The sequence below is a fragment of the Pseudomonas sp. UBA6699 genome (assembly GCF_002454615.1).
GTDB classification, from domain to species: domain Bacteria; phylum Pseudomonadota; class Gammaproteobacteria; order Pseudomonadales; family Pseudomonadaceae; genus Aquipseudomonas; species Aquipseudomonas juntendi.
The window spans coordinates 1-18065 of record NZ_DKJF01000004.1 but is presented as its reverse complement, the minus strand read 5'-3'; the positions used below and the strand labels follow the sequence as shown (position 1 = coordinate 18065).

Below are 18065 nucleotides of genomic sequence, written 5' to 3'. Positions count from 1 at the left end.
GAGCGATCGGCCTCCCCGGAAGTGCTTCTTCAGCCTGACGAGAATATCTTCTCCCGCCAGGCCAGTCACAACATACAAGCAGCGACCGCAGCTCGCGATGCGCCGCGCGGGCGGCGCTCGATCTCACAGGCGCTGCATATCTTCTGACAAACACCTGTCAGCCCTAAGGCGATCCCTTTGGGAGCTGGCTTGCCTGCGATGGGTCGCGGAGCGGCCCCAACTGCTCAAGTGGACAGCACTACGCTCCTGGTGCCGCCCTGCATCGTTGCCAGTGCAACAACCTAGCGCTCCAGGCTGTACATCCGGCATTCCGCCAGCAAGGCCAGCAGGTTCGGCTCCCGCTCCCGCGCCTTCAGAAACACCACGCCGATATGCTGCTGCAAACGGTACTGCGGCTGCAGGGCTATCAGCCTGACGCGGTTTTCGTAGACGGCCGCGATGCGCCCCGGCAGCAGGGCAAAGCCCACGCCCGAGCTGACCATGCTCAGCAGGGTGAAGATGTCGTTGACCTGCATGGCCACCTTTGGCTCGAAGCCGGCTTGCTGGAAGACCCGGGCGCCATCGCGGTGTGTGGCAAACCCTTGGGTCAGGGTGATGAAGGTGGAGTCGGCGAGGTCGGTCAGGTCCACCTCGGCCTGCTCGGCGAAGGGGGAATCGGTGGGTACGGCGAGAAAGATGTCGTCGGAAAACAGCGGCAGTTGTTCGCAGGCCGGGTCGCTGACGCTCTCGTCCAGGGAGACGAGAATGGCCTCCAGTTCATGGTTTTTCAGGCGCTGCAGCAGGTCGAGGTTGGAGCCCAGGGTGAGGTCGATGTTCAGTTCGCTGCGCCGCAGCTTAAGCCCCATCACCAGCTTGGGCACGGTTTTTACCGTTAGCGAGTACAGCGCGCCCAGGCGAAAGCGTTCAGCGTAGAAGCCGGCGGCTTCGCGGGTCTGGCGCACCATCTGCTCGGCGTCCTGGATCAGCAGGCGGGCTTTCTTTTCCAGTACGTAGGCGCTTTCCAGCGGAATCAGCTGCCGGCCTTCGTGCTTGAAAAGGGCGCAGCGCAGGGCGCTTTCCAGCGAGTGGATGGCACGGTGCGCGCTGACCGAACTGGTGCACAGTTCGGCGGCAGCGCGGCTGAGGTTGCCGCTGCGCATGAAGGCGAGGAAGGTTTCCAGCTTTTTCAGGGTGAGTTCTTCGTCGATCAGCATGGGGTGGCCTGGGCAGGGCGGTGGTTGGGATGGCTAGGGCTTCAATAGTGCTGTCGAGGATCAAGCGCGGTGGCGTTGCTCGAGCAATGCCCACAACTGGGTATCGTTGAAATCAGCGATGACCAACTGTGCCCCCGCTGCCCGCAACCGCTCAGGCGTTTGCGTGGTGGCTACCCCGACGGTAAAGATACCGGCCGCAGTGGCTGCAGCCACCCCCGGCAAGGAGTCCTCGAAAGCGAGCGCTTGCCCGGCCGCGGCGCCCAGCCGCTGCAGCCCGGTAAGGTAGGGCAGCGGGTCGGGTTTGGGCCGGGCCAGCTCGTCGGCCACGACCACATGCTCGAAGCGCTGGGCCAAGCCCATGGCAGCGAGCATGTGCTCGGCATTGAGCCGCGGCGCGTTGGTGACCACGCACATGCCGAGGGCGTGGGCCTGGGCATGTTCCAGCAGGCGCAGCAGGCCTGGCATGGGCTGCAACGCCGGTGACATCTCGCGGAACAAGGCTTCCTTGCGGTCGGCCAGCCTGGCGCACTGTTCGGTACTGGCGCCGGGGAACAGTTCGGCGAACAGCTCGCCATTGGCCCTGCCGCTGACCTGGGCCTCGAACTGGGCCTGGCTCAGCTCGCGGCCGTCATGGTCACGCAGCAGTTGGCGAAAGGCCTGCAAGTGCAGGCTGTCGGTGTCGGTAAGGGTTCCGTCGAGGTCGAACAGCAGGGCGGTGAGCATGGGGTATCCCGTTCAGAAAAACACAAGCCGGGGGATCATAACCAATGCAGACGACGAAGGGGTCTGTTCAGCACGCGGCGAAAGGAGTACAAATGTGCTCCATGAATAACCTTACCCCCAAACGCCGCGCCATTTTCGACTTCATCCGCGAGCGCATCAGCGACCACGGCCAGCCGCCGAGCCTGGCGGACATCGCCACGCGCTTCGGTTTTGCCTCGCGCAGCGTCGCGCGCAAACACATCACCGCCCTGTGTCAGGCGGGTTATATCGATGTCACCCCCAATCAGGCGCGGGGCATTCGCCTGGCCGACCCCCTGCGCCGGCCAGAAATGCTCGAAGTACCGGTGCTCGGCCAAGTGGCGGCAGGTGCCCCGATCGGCCCGGACCTGGGTATCCACGAGCAGTTGCTGCTCGACCCCAGCTTGTTCCGGCGCACCCCCGACTACCTGCTCAAGGTGCGTGGCGATTCGATGATCGATGACGGCATCTTCGACGGTGACCTGGTCGGCATCCTGCAACAGGCCGATGCCCGTGATGGCCAGATCGTGGTAGCCCGGCTCGACGGCGAAGTCACCATCAAGCGCCTGCAACGCGTGGGCAAGCACTACCGGTTGTTGCCACGTAACCCAGCCTATGCGCCTATCGATGTGCTCCCCACGCAGGAGTTCTTCATCGAAGGCGTGTTCTGTGGCTTGCTGAGGCGTGACTGATGGGCGCGGTGGTCGACCTCGACCGGCTGTTGGACCAGCGCCGGGTATGGCGCGGCCGGCAGGCCCAGGCGCGACCGCTGGGCCTGCAGCCAACCGGCCATGCCGCGCTGGACGAACGTTTACCGGAAGGCGGTTGGCCGGCAGCCGCATTGAGCGAACTGCTGTTGGCGAACCCGGGTTGTGGCGAATTGCAGTTGCTGTGGCCAACCCTGGCACGCCTGAGCGCAGAAGCCAGCCGCGTGGTGTTGGTGGCGCCGCCTTTCATTCCCTATGCGCCGGCCTGGCAGGCCGCGGGGGTAGACCTGCGCTGGCTGGTGCAGGTAAACGCCGAACCCGCTGACGCCCTGTGGGCCGCCGAGCAGTGCCTGCGCTCGGGCAGTTGCGCGGCAGTGCTGTGCTGGCCCGAGCGTGCCGATGACCGTGCCCTGCGGCGCCTGCAAGTGGCAGCGGAAACCGGCCAGGCGCTGGCCTTTGCCTGCCGGCCGCAGCAGGCCGCCCACAACCCGTCACCGGCAGCATTGCGCATCGCCGTGGATACCCGCCCAGCCCAATGGCGGGTGCTGAAAAGCCGCGGCGGCATGCCGCCGGCCCTGCCCATTGCCAGCCCGTGGCAGGGCTGATGCAACATGCTCTGGGCCTGCATCCTGCTTCCGCAACTGGCGTTGGACACCGTCCTGCGCGAGCGCGAAGACCCAGCCAACCCCTTGGTCATCATTGGCGGGCCCAGCCAGAGGCGGGTATTGCAGGCAGTCAACCCGGCAGCGGCGGCACTCGGCCTGCGGGCCGGGCAAACCCTGACTGCTGCACGTGCGCTGGCCGATGGTTTCACCTGTATCGAAACAGACCCCAGGCGCATCGAGCGCATGCAGCAACTGCTGGCCGCCTGGGCCTACCGTTTCAGTGCCCAGGTCAGCCTGCATTACCCGCGTGCGCTGTTGCTGGAGGTGGGCTCAAGCCTGCAGCTGTTCGGCCCATGGCCCGTGATGGAAGCACGCCTGCGCCAGGAACTGGCTGAACTGGGCTTGCGCCAGCGCATCGTGGTGGCCAGCAACCCGGTGGCAGCGCGCATGCTGGCCAATGCCCACGATGGCCTGGTGGTAGCCGATGCCGAAGCCACCCGTAACGCGTTGCTGAACATGCCCATACAGCGCATCGGCTTGCCGCCAGAGGCTGCCGAAGCCTTTACCCGCATGGGCTTGCGGCAACTCGGCCAGGTGCTGGCGTTGCCGCGCGAAACTTTGGCCAAACGCTTTCCCGCCCAGGTGCAACTGCACCTGGATCAATTGCTCGGCCTGCGCACCCTGGGGTTGGACTTCTACCTGCCGCCCGATCGTTTCGAGAGCCGGCTGGAGCTGAACTTCGATGTTGAATCGCACCAGGCGCTGTTGTTCCCGCTGCGGCGCATGCTCAACGACCTGGCTGCATTCCTGGCCGGTCGCGATTGTGGGGTGCAGCGCTTTTGCCTGCACCTGGAGCATGTCGAAGGCCCGGACACGCTGCTGAAGGTCGGCTTGCTGGCCGCCGAGCGCGACGCCGCGATGCTGTTCGAGCTGGCCCGTGGGCGCCTGGAGCCGCTGCGTATTCCGGCCCCGGTGCGCAACCTGCGGTTGGTCGCCGAAGACCTACCAGCCTTTGTGCCACAACACCAGGCGTTGTTCGACCCACGGGCGCAACAAGCGCAACCTTGGGAGCAATTGCGCGAGCGCTTGCGCGCGCGGCTGGGCGATGAGGCCGTCCAAGGCCTGAGCGCGGCCGCCGATCACCGGCCCGAATGTGCCTGGCAACTGGCAGAGCAGGGGGCACCCGGGGGCATGCCGGTGGCCCCGGGCAGCCGCCCTGGTTGGTTGCTGCCCGCGCCGCTGGCGCTGGACGAGGCTGGCTACCGCCTGCAGAGCCCTGCCGAGCGCATCGAGTCGGGCTGGTGGGATGGTGGCGATGTACGCCGCGATTACTACCGCATCGAAACCCGTGATGGCCTGCGTGGCTGGGCCTACCGTGACCTGGGCCAGGCTGGCCCGCTTTGGTTGCAGGGCTGGTTCGCATGAACCCCGCCCCGTATGCCGAGCTGCATTGCCTGTCCAATTTCAGTTTCCAGCACGGCGCTTCGAGCGCCGACGAACTGTTCCGGCGGGCCAAAGAGCAGGGTTACCAGGCCCTGGCGATCACTGACGAATGTACGCTGGCCGGTATCGTGCGCGCCTGGCAGGCGGCCAAGGTGCACCAGTTGCCGCTGATCGTCGGCAGCGAAGTGCAGCTGCACGACGGCCCCAAGCTGGTGCTGCTGGTTGCCGACCTGGCGGGCTACCAGAACCTGTGCGCACTGATTACCCGCGCCCGACGGCGGGCGGAGAAGGGCCAGTACCAGCTTTTTCGGGATGACCTTCAGCAGCACCATCACGGCTTGCTGGCCTTGTGGGTGGCGGGCGACAGGGGCGATACGGCCACCGGCCAGTGGTTGCGCGGGCTGTTTGCCCAGCGCCTGTGGCTGGCCGTGCACCTGCACCGTGGCAGTGACGATGCCCGGCACCTTCAGGGCCAGCAAGCCTTGGCGGCCGAGCTGGGTATTCGCGCGGTGGCCTGTGGCGATGTGCATATGCATGTGCGCGGCCGCCGGGCGTTGCAGGACTGCATGACTGCGATTCGTCAGCATTGCCAGGTGGCCGAAGCCGGGCGTTTTCTGTTTGCCAATGGCGAACGGCACTTGCGCAGCCCGGCACAACTGGCAGAACTCTACCCGCCCGAGATGCTGGCCGAGACCCTGGCCATTGCCCAGCGCTGCCAGTTCGACCTTGGCCAACTGCGCTACCAGTACCCACGAGAACTGGTGCCTGAAGCACATACCCCGGCCAGTTGGCTGCGAACACTGTGCGAGCAGGGGTTGCCGGTGCGTTGGCCACAAGGGCCAAGTGCCAAGGTGCGGCAGGTGCTGGACAGGGAGCTGGGGTTGATCGAAGAGCTGGGGTACGAAAGCTACTTTCTGACCGTGCACGACATTGTCGCCTTCGCCCGGCGCCAGGGTATCCTCTGCCAGGGCCGCGGCTCGGCGGCCAATTCGGTGGTGTGCTTCGTGCTGGGCATCACCGAGCTCGATCCCATGCAGCACCGCCTGCTGTTCGAGCGTTTTCTGTCACGCGAGCGCAACGAGCCGCCCGATATCGACGTGGATTTCGAACACGACCGCCGTGAAGAAGTGATCCAGTACGTGTTCCGCCGTTATGGGCGGCACCGTGCTGCGCTGACGGCGGTGGTCAATACGTACCATGCTGCAGGTGCCGTGCGCGATGTCGCGCGTGTGCTGGGTTTGCCCATGGACCAGGTCGATGCCCTGGCCAAATGCTGTGGCCGCTGGAGCGACCGCATACCCGACGAACAACGCCTGGCCGAGGCCGGGTTCGAAGCTGGCAGCCCGTTGTTGCGGCGGGTACTGATACTGGCCGGCGAGTTGATCGGCTTCCCCAGGCACCTGTCGCAGCACCCGGGCGGGTTTGTCATCTCGCAGCAGCCGCTGGACCAGCTGGTGCCGGTGGAAAACGCCGCCATGGCCGAACGTACCGTCATCCAGTGGGACAAGGACGACCTCGACATGGTCGGCCTGCTCAAGGTGGACGTGCTGGCGCTGGGCATGCTCAGTGCCTTGCGCCGTTGCTTCGACCTGCTGCAGCGCCACCGTGGCCGTGAACTGACCCTGGCGACCATCCCCAGCGAAGACCCCGCCACCTACGCCATGATCAGCCGCGCCGAGACCATGGGGGTATTCCAGATCGAGTCGCGCGCGCAAATGGCCATGTTGCCGCGGCTGCGGCCCAACACCTTCTACGACCTTGTGATCGAGGTGGCCATCGTGCGCCCGGGGCCAATCCAGGGCGACATGGTGCACCCCTACCTGCGCAGGCGGCTGAAGCAAGAGGCGGTGACCTACCCGTCGCCAAAACTGAAGGAGGTGTTCGAGCGCACCTTGGGTGTGCCGCTGTTCCAGGAACAGGTGATGGAGCTGGCCATGGTCGCAGCCGACTATTCACCAGGCGAGGCCGATCAGTTACGGCGCAGCATGGCCGCCTGGAAACGCCATGGCGGTCTTGAACCGCACCGCCAGCGCTTGCTGCAGGGCATGTTGCGCAATGGCTACGAGCTGGCATTCGCCGAGCGCATTTTCGAACAGATCAAAGGCTTCGGCAGCTATGGTTTTCCAGAGTCGCATGCCGCCAGCTTTGCCTTGCTGTGCTATGCCAGCAGCTGGCTCAAGTGCCATGAACCGGCCATTTTCACCTGCGCCCTGGTCAACAGTTGGCCCATGGGCTTCTACAGCCCCGACCAACTGCTGCAGGAGGCGCGGCGCCAGGGCATCGAGGTACGGCCGGTGGATGTCTGCCACAGCGAATGGGACTGCACGCTGGAGCCGGACGCCCTGGGCACGTTGGCCTTGCGCATGGGCTTGCGCCTGGTCCGGGGCCTGGCCGAAGCCGACGCCAGGCGCCTGGAACAGGCCCGGGCGCAGCAGCCATGGCGCGACGTGGAAGACCTGTGCCTGCGTGCCGGGCTGGCCACCCGCGCGCGGGCCTGCCTGGCGGATGCCGGCGCGCTTCGCGCCTTGGCCAGCGACCGGCATCAGGCGCGCTGGCAGGTGGCGGCCGTGCAGGCGCAACTGCCGCTGTTTGCCGATGTACAGGCCGTGCCGGAGGTGGCGGTGCAGTTGGCGGCCCCGACAGTGGCGCAGGACCTGGTGGCCGATTACCAGGCATTGGGTACCACGTTGGGGCCGCACCCGTTGACCTTGCTGCGTTCGCGTCTGCGGGCACTGGGCTGCCGCAGTTCTGCAGAACTGCAAGGCCTGGAGCATGGCGACAACATCGCCGTGACGGGGCTGGTGGTAGGGCGGCAGCGGCCGCAGACCGCCAGCGGGGTGACGTTCGTCACCCTCGAGGACGAACACGGTATGGTCAACGTGGTGGTATGGCGGGCGCTGGCCGAGCGGCAAAGGCGGGCGCTGGTGGGGGCGCAGTTGCTCAAGGTCAGCGGGCGGCTGGAGCAGCAAGATGGCGTGCGCCACCTGATAGCACGGCGCCTGGAAGATGTGACCGCGCTGTTGCAGGGGTTGGACGTGCGTAGCCGCGACTTTCATTAACGCCGCGGGCTACCCCGCGGCGGCGCGGCCACGCATTCACGAAAATGCCCTGGCGGACTACACCATCGCCAAGCGCTGCTTGCGGGTGGGCGCCGGGAAGGCCAGGTCGATTGCGCGCAGGTCTTCGCGGGTCAAGGCCAATGCACCCGCTGCTGCATTCAGCCGAACATGCTCGGGCGCCACGGCTTTGGGGATGGCAATGATGCCATCATCACGGGTAACCCAGGCCAGGCAGACCTGAGCCGGCGTGGCACCATGGCGCTCGGCTATTTCTGCCAGCACCGGGTGCTGCAACAAGCGCCCGGCCTGGGCCAACGGGCAGTAGGCCATGGTCGGTAGCGCGCGTTGTTGGCACCAGGGCAGCAAGTCGAATTCGATGCCCCGCTGGGCCGGGTTGTACAGCACCTGGTTGGTGGCGCAGGCAGGGTTGTTCAATTCGCGCAGGTCGTCGATATCGAAATTGGAAACGCCCCAGCGCTTGATCTTGCCCTGCTCGCGCAAACGCTCGAAGGCGTCGACGGTTTCTTCCAGCGGGTGCTGGCCCCGCCAGTGCAGCAGGTACAGATCGATGCACTCGGTACCCAGGCGTGCCAGGCTGCGCTCGCAGGCGCTTGCCATGCCCTGCCGCCCGGCATTGTGCGGGTAGACTTTGCTGACCAGGAACACCTGGTCGCGGCGCCCGGCAATGGCCTGGCCAACCACGGTCTCCGCACCGCCTTCGGCATACATTTCGGCGGTGTCGATCAGGCTCAGGCCCAGCTCGATACCCTGTTGCAAGGCCGCTACCTCTGCCGCCTTGCGCCCAGGGTCTTCGCCCATGTACCAGGTGCCTTGGCCAATGGCCGGCACGCTCGCGCCTGCCAGTTTCACGTAACGCATGTCACCTCCGGGGGCTGTGTATTGGACAGTAGAACTTCAAGCAACGCCTGCGCTGCGGTGGACAGTTTGTGCTCGCTCAGGGCAATTACCCCAATGCGCCGCTCGACCGTGGGTTCGACCAGGGGCACGCAGCGTGCACCCAGTTCCTGCATCTGGTTGATGCACAGGGCCGGCACCGCGCTAACGCCCAGGCCGCTGGCAACCATGCGGCCGATGGTCGCCAGTTGGTGGCTTTCGAAAGCCACGGCCAGTTTGCCGTGCTGGGCGGCAACATTCTGCTCCATCAACAGGCGTACCGCCGACGGCCGCTGCAGGGCCACGAAATCTTCGGCCATGAGTTGCGCCCAACTGACCTGGTTCAACAACGCCAAGGGTGAGTCAGCGGGCACCACCGCGACAAAACGGTCCATGTACAGCGGGTGGAAGTGCAGGCCGTCGGTATTGTCCGGCTCGAAACCAATGCCCAGTTCGACTCGGCGGTGGCGCACCAGTTCCTGCACCTGTTCGTTGATCACATCGTGCACGGTGACGTTGACCTTGGGGTAGCGTTGGCGGAACACCTTGAGCGAATGGGGCAGGAGGTTACCGGCGAACGACGGCATCGCCGCCACCGAGACCCGGCCCAGTTGCAGGGTGAAGCGTTGCCGCAGCATCTCTTCGGTATCGTCCCAGTCGGCCAGCAGCCGCCGCGCCAGCGGCAGCAGCACTTCGCCTTCGGCCGTCAGGCTGACGCTGCGGGTGGTGCGGCTGAGCAGGGCGCCGCCCAGGTTCTCTTCCAGGGCCTTGATGGTCAGGCTCAGGGCCGGTTGCGATACGTGCAGGTGTTCACCGGCCTGTGCGAAGCTCTGGTACTTGGCCACGGCGACAAAGGCGCGCAGTTGCTTGACGTTCATGACGGGCCTATCGTTTATTTTGCGAAATTTATCAATCGATGATGAAAACAAAATTAACAAATCAGTCGCTTGCGGTGAAGATGGCTACACACGCTCACCGACAGCCTCGTCGGTTCAACAACTACAAAAGGCGGATCAGCATGGCCGGACTGGACAAGCGCGTTGCAACCTACGAACAGGCCCTCGACGGGCTGACCGACAACATGACGGTACTGGCCGGTGGTTTTGGCCTGTGCGGCATTCCGGAAAACCTCATCAGCGAAATCAGGCGCCGTGGCGTCAAGGGCCTGACCGTGGTCTCCAACAACTGCGGGGTGGACGGCTTTGGCCTGGGGGTGCTGCTGGAAGACCGGCAGATCCGCAAGATGATCGCCTCCTACGTGGGCGAAAACGCCGAATTCGAGCGCCAGTTGCTCAGCGGTGAGTTGGAAGTGGAGCTGACACCCCAAGGCACCCTGGCCGAGAAAATGCGCGCTGGCGGCGCCGGCATCCCGGCGTTCTTTACCGCCACCGGTTACGGCACGCCGGTTGCCGAAGGCAAGGAGGTTCGCGAATTCAAGGGCCGCAAGTACATCCTCGAAGAGTCCATCACCGGTGACTTCGCCATCGTCAAGGGCTGGAAGGCCGACCATTACGGCAACGTGGTGTACCGCAACACCGCGCAGAACTTCAACCCGCTGGCGGCCACTGCCGGCAAGATCACCGTGGTCGAAGTGGAAGAAATCGTCGAGCCCGGTGTGCTGCTGCCGAGCGAGATCCACACCCCAGGCATCTATGTTGACCGGGTGATCGTCGGCACCTTCGAAAAGCGTATCGAAAAGCGCACCGTCAAGGCCTGAGCGGCCTCCACCAGAACAACAAAGAGATCCTGACCATGGCACTGACCCGCGAACAGATGGCGCAACGCGTCGCCCGTGAACTGAAGGACGGCTACTACGTCAACCTGGGTATCGGCATTCCGACCCTGGTGGCCAACTATGTACCCGCTGACATGGATGTGATGCTGCAATCGGAAAACGGCCTGCTCGGCATGGGCGAGTTCCCCACCGAAAGCACCCTCGACCCCGACATGATCAACGCCGGCAAGCAGACCGTCACCGCCCGCCGGGGTGCCTCGATCTTCGACTCGGCGCAGTCGTTCGCCATGATTCGTGGCGGCCATGTCGACCTGACCGTGCTGGGTGCGTTCGAGGTAGACGTGCAGGGCAATATCGCCTCGTGGATGATCCCGGGCAAGCTGGTCAAGGGCATGGGCGGCGCCATGGACCTGGTGGCGGGCGCCGAGAACATCATCGTGACCATGACCCACGCGTCCAAGGACGGCGAGTCCAAGCTGCTGGCGCAGTGCAGCCTGCCGCTGACCGGTGCCGGTTGCATCCGCAAGGTGCTGACCGACCTGGCCTACCTGGAAATTGAAGACGGTGCGTTCATCCTGCGCGAAACCGCACCAGGGGTGAGCATCGAGGAAATCGTCGAGAAGACTGCCGGCAAACTGATCGTGCCGGATGATGTGCAGGAAATGACGTTCTAAGGCGTTACGCCACCCAACCCTGTAGGCGCAGGTTGCACCGCTGAGTGTGTCGGTACATTACCGGCATGGTCGCGAGTGAACCTGTACCTACAGGGTTTTTGCGTTGTCTGATTCACCTCATAAAACCAATAAAAGGAATGCCACTGTGGCCGCTGAAATTCAAGACAGCCGTAGCGCGCGCTTTGCCTTGCGCTGCTCCAACTGGGCCGAACGCTGGTTCCCCGACTCCTGGGTATTCGCCGCCTTGGCGGTGCTGCTGGTGTGCATCGGCGCGCTGGCCATGGGGGCCAAGCCGACCGACACCGCCAAGGCCTTTGGCGATGGTTTCTGGAGCCTGATTCCGTTCACCATGCAGATGGCTTTCGTGGTCATCGGTGGCTATGTGGTCGCCAGTTCGCCACCGGCGGCACGCCTGATCGACCGCCTGGCGCGTATCCCTGGCAATGGCCGCTCGGCCGTGTGCTGGGTGGCACTGATCTCGATGCTGGCTTCCTTGCTCAACTGGGGCCTGTCGCTGGTGTTCGGTGGTTTGCTGGTGCGCGCCCTGGCGCGGCGCACCGACCTGAAGATGGATTACCGTGCTGCGGGTGCGGCCGCCTACCTGGGCCTGGGCGCTGTGTGGGCACTGGGCCTGTCTTCGTCGGCGGCGCAGCTGCAGGCCAACCCGGCCAGCTTGCCGCCTTCGATCCTGTCGATCACCGGCGTCATCCCGTTCACCGAAACCATCTTTCTGTGGCAATCCGGGGTAATGCTGGCGGCGCTGGTCATCGTCTCGCTGGTCATCGCCTACGCCACGGCACCCGGGCCGAACAGCGCACGCAGCGCCGAAGCGTGTGGCGTGGACCCCAGCTTCACTGCACCGGCGGCACCCCAGCGCACCCGCCCCGGTGAGTGGCTGGAGCACAGCCCCATCCTGATTCTGCTGCTGGTCGCCCTGGCTGCCGGCTGGCTGTACCAGGAGTTCGCTACCAAACCGGCGATTACCGCCATCTCCGGGCTCAACACTTACAACCTGTTGTTCATCATGCTCGGTGCCCTGTTGCATTGGCGCCCGCGCAGTTTCCTCGACGCCGTGGCGCGCGCGGTACCGACCACCACCGGGGTGCTGATCCAGTTCCCGCTGTACGGTTCGATCGCGGCCATTCTCACCCAGGTGAAGGGCGTGGACGAACAGACCCTGGCCCACCACATATCGTTGTTCTTCACCCAGATCGCCACCCACGACACCTATGCCTTGCTGATGGGCGTGTATTCGGCGGTGCTGGGCTTCTTCATCCCGTCGGGCGGCGGCAAATGGATCATCGAAGCGCCCTACGTGATGCTAGTGGCCAACGACCTGCAATACCACCTGGGCTGGGCGGTGCAGATCTACAACGCGGCAGAGGCCTTGCCGAACCTGATCAACCCGTTCTACATGCTGCCACTGCTGGGCGTGCTGGGGCTCAAGGCACGCGACCTGATCGGCTTTTCCTTCGTGCAACTGCTGGTGCATGTGCCGCTGGTGCTGGTATTGCTCTGGGCGCTGGGCACCACGCTGCAGTATGTGCCACCGGTGATGCCATGAGCGGCGGCTCCACGTATCATGCCCGGGCTGCCTTGGCCTGGGAAACACGCGTCACATGTCTATCCGATTGAAACTGCTGCGCAAGAAACTGGGAATGACCCTGGAAATGCTGGCCGAAAAGACCAGCATGACCAAAAGCTACCTGTCCAAGGTCGAACGTGGCCTCAACACGCCGTCGATTGCTGCCGCCCTGAAGCTGGCGCGCGCATTGAACGTGAATGCCGAGGAACTGTTTGCCGAAGAGCAGGCCGGCCAGAGCCGCTATAGCCTGGTGCGCCACGGCGAGCGCCAGGCGCTGGTGGGTGACGGCCAGGGCCCCGGCTATGCGGCGTTGACCAGCCAGGTGGGGCAGCGCAGCCTGGTACCGTTCCTGATCCAGCCGCCTTCGGAGTTTAGCGACCCGACCTTCAAGGAGCACCAGGGCGAAGAGTTCCTGTTCGTGCACGCGGGCCAGGTGGAGGTGGACTTCATGAACGAGCGGGTGCTGCTGGAGCAGGGCGATGCCTTGCATTTCAACGCGCAAACCCCGCATCGCCTGCGCTCGGTAGGCGCGCAGCCGGCGCAATTGCTGGTGGTCGTTCACCATGCCGAGGAATGAGCCGGGCAGGGCGCTGTTGCAGGCCTGCCTGAACCTTTCACTTTCTCATCCGTGAAACGCTGGCATCCAGCAGCTGGCTGGATGCAGCACTTCCTGTCTGTCGTTTTTTTGACGAATCTGCCTGCCGCCCATTGAATTTTATTATGGTGTCGGATCATTGACGTAGTGTCACTGTGCCCATAAGCTCAATTCAACAGCGACACAAACCCCGCACTACCTCGCCAATAACTCATTGATTTTCCTGTTTAAAGGAAGGGCGTATGCGCACGACTCTGATAATCAAATCGATGTTCTTGCTGGTGCTCTTGAGTGGCGCTGCGCGCGCAGCCGATTCCTATATCAGCCAGAACAGTATCATTCCTGTTTCAACGGCTGGCTGGTTCTTTGCGTTCGCTGTTGTCGGTTTTGTGGCGGTGGCCAACCGCCGGAAAATCTGAACACCCTTTGCCGCAAGTCGCGGGGTGGGGTTTTGCCGCTGGCTTGTTAATTCACCAACCGTTGCTATATTCCCTGTAGCCCATGAAGGTCCATGGTTTCAGGCACCGCAGCCCAGACTGCACAGCGTCAAGTTAAGGGCCTCCAGGAAGGCCGAGGCCGTCGCGGCAGTGGTGGGTCGCGAAGCGGAGCGAGAGTTGGTGCGTTGTTCTCATACAGTGCTCTTTGTCGGGCCATTTGGCCGGAGGGACCCTCATGATGCGTTCATTGTTTGCCGCGTTCTGCTTGTTGACGGTGTGGTCGAGTGCCAGTTGCGCCGATACCGGCAGCTCTGCGTATTTGCTCAGCCCTGGCGATGTGGTGATGGTATCGGTCTGGCAGGAAGACAGCTTGCGCCAGGAAGCGACCGTACTACCCGATGGCAGTATCACTTTCCCACTGGCCGGGCGCATCAATGTTGCCGGGCTCGATGTAACCGCAGTCGAAAAGCAAGTGGCTGCCAAACTTGAAAAATACCTTCCCGACCCGAATGTCAGCGTTGTCGTCAAGAGCATCGCCGGCAACCTGGTCTATGTCCAGGGCAAAGTGATCAAGCCGGGGCCAGTGCAAATGGCCGGGCCGACCGCCGTGTTGCAGGCGCTGAGCATGTCGGGTGGGCTGGACAAGTTTGCCGACGAAAGCGAGATCAAGGTAGTTCGTGGCGCAGGCGCTTCCCAAAAGATCTTGCCCGTGCGATATAAGGACCTGGTGTCTGGGCGCGATATGTCCACCAACATCCAACTTCAGGCTGGCGACACGCTGGTCGTTCCTTGATCTTGCCTTCAATAAGAACATTTAATGCCACTTCTCAGAACAACTAGCATTGCAACGGCAATCTTGGTCTTGCCGTTTACGGAATCGGCCCTGGCGGCAAATTGGCAGTCTACGGTGGTGGTGCCGACATCCGTCGAGTACGACAGCAACCCATTGTTGCTGACGTCGGGCGAGAAGGGCATCACGCGTACGATCATCGCGCCCGATTACACCCTGATCGGCACCTTCGACCGTGACGAACTGAGACTGGGGCTTGGCATGAATGTGTTGCGCTCGTCCGACACCAACGTAGTCGATAACCGCGAGGACCCTGACATCAGCCTGGGCTGGCAGCGCACCACCGAGCGCGGGCGTTTTGGCCTGGTGGCACGCTACAACGAAAGCTCGACGCTGTCGGGCACTGTGCTGGATACCGGGGTGATCACCACCGATGGCACGCAGAAGCTCTACACCTTGACCGGCAACTGGAGCCAGGCGGTTACCGAGCGCAGTACCTTGAGCAACGAAACCACCTACAGCCGCGCCCGGTATGACGTCAGCACGCTGACGGGTTACAACGAACTGGCCAACGTGTTTACCTGGACCTATGCCTGGAGCGAGCGCGCCGATGTGTATACCCGCTTCGGCGCGCGGCGCTACGAGCCCGAGCAGGACCTGACCGCCACCGCTTCCAACAGTTACACCCCGGCTGTGGGCATCAAGTACCAACTGGCCGATGGCCTGAGTGCCGATGCCCACATTGGTGTCAACCAGGTGTCGGGCGATGAAGGCGGCCGACGCGGGGAGGGTGGGGTGGCGTTGCTCTATACCGGTGTGCGGGCCGATGCCAGCTTCACCGCCGAACGCAGCACGGTGGCCAGTGCCGAAGGCGGCTTCGCCGAGCTGGACCAGGTACGCGGGGTGTGGAGCTATGCCGTTACCGAGCTGACGCGGGTGGGCGCAGACGCTGCCTGGCAAGACAGCAAAGGGCAGTCACCGAACACACTGCAAACGTACAGCGTATGGGCCAGCCGAGAGTTCTCGCCGTATTGGGACCTGCGCCTGTCGCTGATGTACAAGGAACGCCAGCAGGACCACGTACCGGATGCAACCGCAACCATCGTGGGTTTGACGTTGACGTACAGGTACCCCGACATCTGAACTTCAGGCAGGTGGCCCCATGAAGTCTGACTACGAGCTATCCCTCAGAGATTACATCGCCATAATCAAGGACCGAGCCCTGGTGCTAGGGGTGAGTGCCGTAGTCATTCTGGCCGCGACCGTGGCGGTGGCCTTGATGGTGCCGCCGATCTACCAGTCGACCGGCACTATCCTGGTGGAGTCACAGCAGATTTCGCCCGAGCTGGTATCAACCAACACCACCAGTTTTGCCGATGAACGCATCGAGGTGATCCGCCAGCGTGTCATGACCCGCGAGAACCTGCTGCGCATCATCGACAAGTACGACCTGTTCGCCGACAAGCGTCTTGGCGAAAGCGACAAAATCGACCAGATGCGCAACGCCATCGTGGTCGAGACCCTTACCACGTTCGTGCGCGGCAGGGGCGAGGCGACCGTGGCCTTCAACGTGTCGTTCGAGCACAAGCAGCCGCAAGTGGCCAAGCAGGTCGCCGATGAGCTGGTATCGCTGTTCCTCAACGAAAACCTCAAGCAGCGTACCGAGCGGGCCAACGAAACCACCGAGTTTCTTACCCAGGAAGCCAACAAGCTGGGCGCTGAGCTGGCCAGCCTGGAAAACCAGCTGGCCGATTTCAAGCAGGCACATGCCAATGCACTGCCCGAGCACCAGACGCTGCGCATGAACATGCTGTCGCGTTCGGAGCTGGAGTTCCGTGAGGTCGACCGGGACTACAAGGCGGCGCAGGAAGAGTTGCGTTACCTGGAGCTCGAACTTTCGGCGGCCAATGCCGGCCTTGCGACCAAGGCTGCCGATGGCGCACGCCCTGCCGCTGCCGACCAGGCCCAGGACCTGCCAAGCCTGAAGGCAGAGTACGCCCGGCTGTTGACCCGTTACAAGGAAGCCCACCCCGATGTGGTGGCGGTCAAACGCAAGATTCAGGCGCTGGAGGCCAGTGGTGGTCGCACCAGCACTGCGTCTTCGGTCAGCCTGGATGTTGCCCGGGTACGCGCCAAAATGAGCGCCACCCAGGAACGCATCGCTTCGCTGGCCGAGCAAAAGCGCGAGCTGACCCGAAAAATGGAAGGCTATGAAGCCGAGATCCTGGAAGCGCCGCAGGTCGAGCGTGGCTTGGTCACCCTGATGCGTGACCACGACAACGCACGCAAGAAATACGAAGAAATCCGCGCCAAGGAAATGAGCGCGAAAATCACCGAAAGCCTGGAGCAGGAAAACAAAGCCGAGCGCTTTGTGCTGCTGGAGCCGCCCCTGTTGCCCGAGAAGCCGATCAAGCCTAACCGCAAGAAGATCGCCGCGCTGGGGCTGGTTCTGGCGCCGGCCGGTGGCGGCGCGCTGGTCATGTTGCTGGAAATGCTCAACCAGCGGGTGCGGGGCGTTGGTGCTCTGGAGAACCTGCAGGGCAAACGGGTGTTGGTGGCACTGCCGTATATCGAGACGCGGGCCGATGTGGCCAGGCGCAAACGCTGGCGTAACCGCTTGATCGTGGCGGCCTTGGCGCTGGCGGCTATCATGATAGTGCTGGTGCACGTGTACTACATGCCACTGGATGTGCTGCTGTACAAAGTCATGTCGCGGTTCGTATAGGGAATGCAGTGATGGACAGGACCAAGCCGGCTGTTGGCAACACTATTCATCAGGTCACACCGAGTACCCCTCAGCCGCTGTCGCCGGCCCCTGGCACGGCGCTGGCGGAGGTGCCGGGGCAGTTCGATTACGTCAACACCAAGGTGGTGCCACTGCATCCAGACCACCTGGAGCGCAACCGCATTGTAGCGTTCAACAAGAACTCGAACATGAACGGGCCGATCGACCTGTTGCGCACCCAGGTGCTGCGGCTGATGGACGAGAACGGCTGGCGCACCCTGGCAATCACCTCGCCCACGCCGGAGGCAGGCAAAACCGTGTTGGCGGTCAACCTGGCCATGAGTATTGCCCACCACACCACCAAGACCGCCTTGCTGGTGGACTTCGACCTGCGCCGGCCCAAGGTGGGGAGCACATTGGGCCTGCCGATGGAGCATGCACTGAACGAGTTCCTGAACGACAAGTCGCCACTGCAGGACTGCCTGGTCAACCCGACCTTGCCGCGCTTCGTGGTGCTGCCGACCCGGGTGCCGGTGCCGTTGTCGACCGAGGTGTTGTCGTCGCCCAAGGTGAGTAACCTGATTGGCGAGTTGCGTAACCGCTACGAGTCGCGCATCTGCATTTTCGACCTGCCGCCGTTGCTGAGCTCCGACGACGCGATCACCGTCATACCCAAGTTCGATTGTGTATTGCTGGTGGTGGCCAATGGCATGAACAACAAGAAAGAAATCGAGGACTGCCTGCACCATCTGGCAGGGGTCAACCTGATTGGTACGGTGTTGAACAAGGCTGACGAACAGCCGCGTACCTATTACTGAGGCGACGCTAAGTTACCGCGGGTGAAACCGCGCCTACAAATTACTGTGGGAGCGGGCTTGCCCG

At 63.5% G+C, this 18065-nt stretch carries 17 protein-coding genes; 13 read left to right on the top strand and 4 right to left on the bottom strand.

Going from position 1 to position 18065, the window contains the following annotated elements; all coding sequences use genetic code 11:
• Positions 1–281 precede the first annotated feature (281 nt).
• A complete protein-coding gene (locus B3361_RS00780; RefSeq protein WP_286920038.1) occupies positions 282–1193 on the bottom strand; it encodes a LysR family transcriptional regulator in 912 nt (303 codons plus the stop codon).
• Positions 1194–1253: 60 nt separating this feature from the next.
• Entirely contained in the window at positions 1254–1916 is a 663-nt protein-coding gene (locus B3361_RS00775) for an HAD family hydrolase (RefSeq protein ID WP_054905477.1), read from the bottom strand.
• A gap of 92 nt (positions 1917–2008) precedes the next feature.
• Here B3361_RS00775 and lexA point away from each other — a divergent pair, with 92 nt between their 5' ends.
• The 4 genes from lexA to B3361_RS00755 are packed head-to-tail and all read left to right on the top strand — an operon-like array spanning position 2009 to position 7748.
• Positions 2009–2626: a transcriptional repressor LexA gene (gene lexA / locus B3361_RS00770; RefSeq protein WP_029885416.1), complete on the top strand. Its 618-nt coding sequence runs from the start codon at positions 2009–2011 to the stop codon at positions 2624–2626.
• The gene (gene imuA, locus B3361_RS00765) at positions 2626–3246 is read left to right on the top strand and encodes a translesion DNA synthesis-associated protein ImuA (protein ID WP_029885417.1); all 621 of its coding nucleotides are present in this window, start codon (positions 2626–2628) and stop codon (positions 3244–3246) included. The genes lexA and imuA overlap by 1 nt, the downstream gene beginning before the upstream one ends.
• A 6-nt stretch (positions 3247–3252) precedes the next feature.
• Complete coding sequence (locus tag B3361_RS00760) at positions 3253–4671, top strand: Y-family DNA polymerase (protein WP_054905475.1); 1419 nt, start codon at positions 3253–3255, stop codon at positions 4669–4671.
• A complete protein-coding gene (locus B3361_RS00755) occupies positions 4668–7748 on the top strand; it encodes an error-prone DNA polymerase (RefSeq protein WP_054905474.1) in 3081 nt (1026 codons plus the stop codon). The genes B3361_RS00760 and B3361_RS00755 overlap by 4 nt, the downstream gene beginning before the upstream one ends.
• Positions 7749–7805: 57 nt before the next feature.
• On the opposite strand, the gene B3361_RS00750 is transcribed toward B3361_RS00755, so the two are convergent.
• Positions 7806–8627, bottom strand: coding sequence for an aldo/keto reductase (locus B3361_RS00750; RefSeq protein WP_054905473.1), 822 nt, complete (start codon positions 8625–8627; stop codon positions 7806–7808).
• On the bottom strand, positions 8615–9520 hold the full coding sequence (locus B3361_RS00745; RefSeq protein ID WP_029885421.1) for a LysR family transcriptional regulator: 906 nt from the start codon (positions 9518–9520) through the stop codon (positions 8615–8617). The genes B3361_RS00750 and B3361_RS00745 overlap by 13 nt, the downstream gene beginning before the upstream one ends.
• Positions 9521–9660: 140 nt before the next feature.
• On the opposite strand from B3361_RS00745, the gene B3361_RS00740 reads away from it, so the two are divergent.
• From B3361_RS00740 to B3361_RS00700, 9 genes are all read left to right on the top strand, one after another.
• On the top strand, positions 9661–10359 hold the full coding sequence (locus B3361_RS00740) for a CoA transferase subunit A (protein WP_009682727.1): 699 nt from the start codon (positions 9661–9663) through the stop codon (positions 10357–10359).
• A gap of 35 nt (positions 10360–10394) precedes the next feature.
• Complete coding sequence (locus B3361_RS00735; RefSeq protein ID WP_009682728.1) at positions 10395–11051, top strand: CoA transferase subunit B; 657 nt, start codon at positions 10395–10397, stop codon at positions 11049–11051.
• A 145-nt stretch (positions 11052–11196) separates the two neighbouring features.
• Positions 11197–12615, top strand: coding sequence for a short-chain fatty acid transporter (locus tag B3361_RS00730; protein WP_029885422.1), 1419 nt, complete (start codon positions 11197–11199; stop codon positions 12613–12615).
• 55 nt (positions 12616–12670) lie between these two features.
• On the top strand, positions 12671–13213 hold the full coding sequence (locus tag B3361_RS00725; RefSeq protein WP_054905472.1) for a helix-turn-helix domain-containing protein: 543 nt from the start codon (positions 12671–12673) through the stop codon (positions 13211–13213).
• 260 nt (positions 13214–13473) lie between these two features.
• On the top strand, positions 13474–13650 hold the full coding sequence (gene eppA, locus B3361_RS00720) for an EPS-associated small membrane protein EppA (RefSeq protein WP_009682731.1): 177 nt from the start codon (positions 13474–13476) through the stop codon (positions 13648–13650).
• Positions 13651–13903: 253 nt separating this feature from the next.
• Positions 13904–14461 carry a polysaccharide biosynthesis/export family protein gene (locus tag B3361_RS00715; RefSeq protein WP_029885424.1) on the top strand — a complete coding sequence of 186 codons (558 nt, stop codon included), beginning with the start codon at positions 13904–13906 and terminating at the stop codon, positions 14459–14461.
• A 24-nt stretch (positions 14462–14485) separates the two neighbouring features.
• On the top strand, positions 14486–15601 hold the full coding sequence (locus B3361_RS00710) for a hypothetical protein (protein WP_033690383.1): 1116 nt from the start codon (positions 14486–14488) through the stop codon (positions 15599–15601).
• Between the two features lie 19 nt (positions 15602–15620).
• Positions 15621–17183, top strand: coding sequence for a GumC family protein (locus B3361_RS00705; protein ID WP_054905471.1), 1563 nt, complete (start codon positions 15621–15623; stop codon positions 17181–17183).
• An 11-nt stretch (positions 17184–17194) separates the two neighbouring features.
• Positions 17195–18001, top strand: coding sequence for a CpsD/CapB family tyrosine-protein kinase (locus B3361_RS00700; RefSeq protein WP_054905470.1), 807 nt, complete (start codon positions 17195–17197; stop codon positions 17999–18001).
• Positions 18002–18065 lie beyond the last annotated feature (64 nt).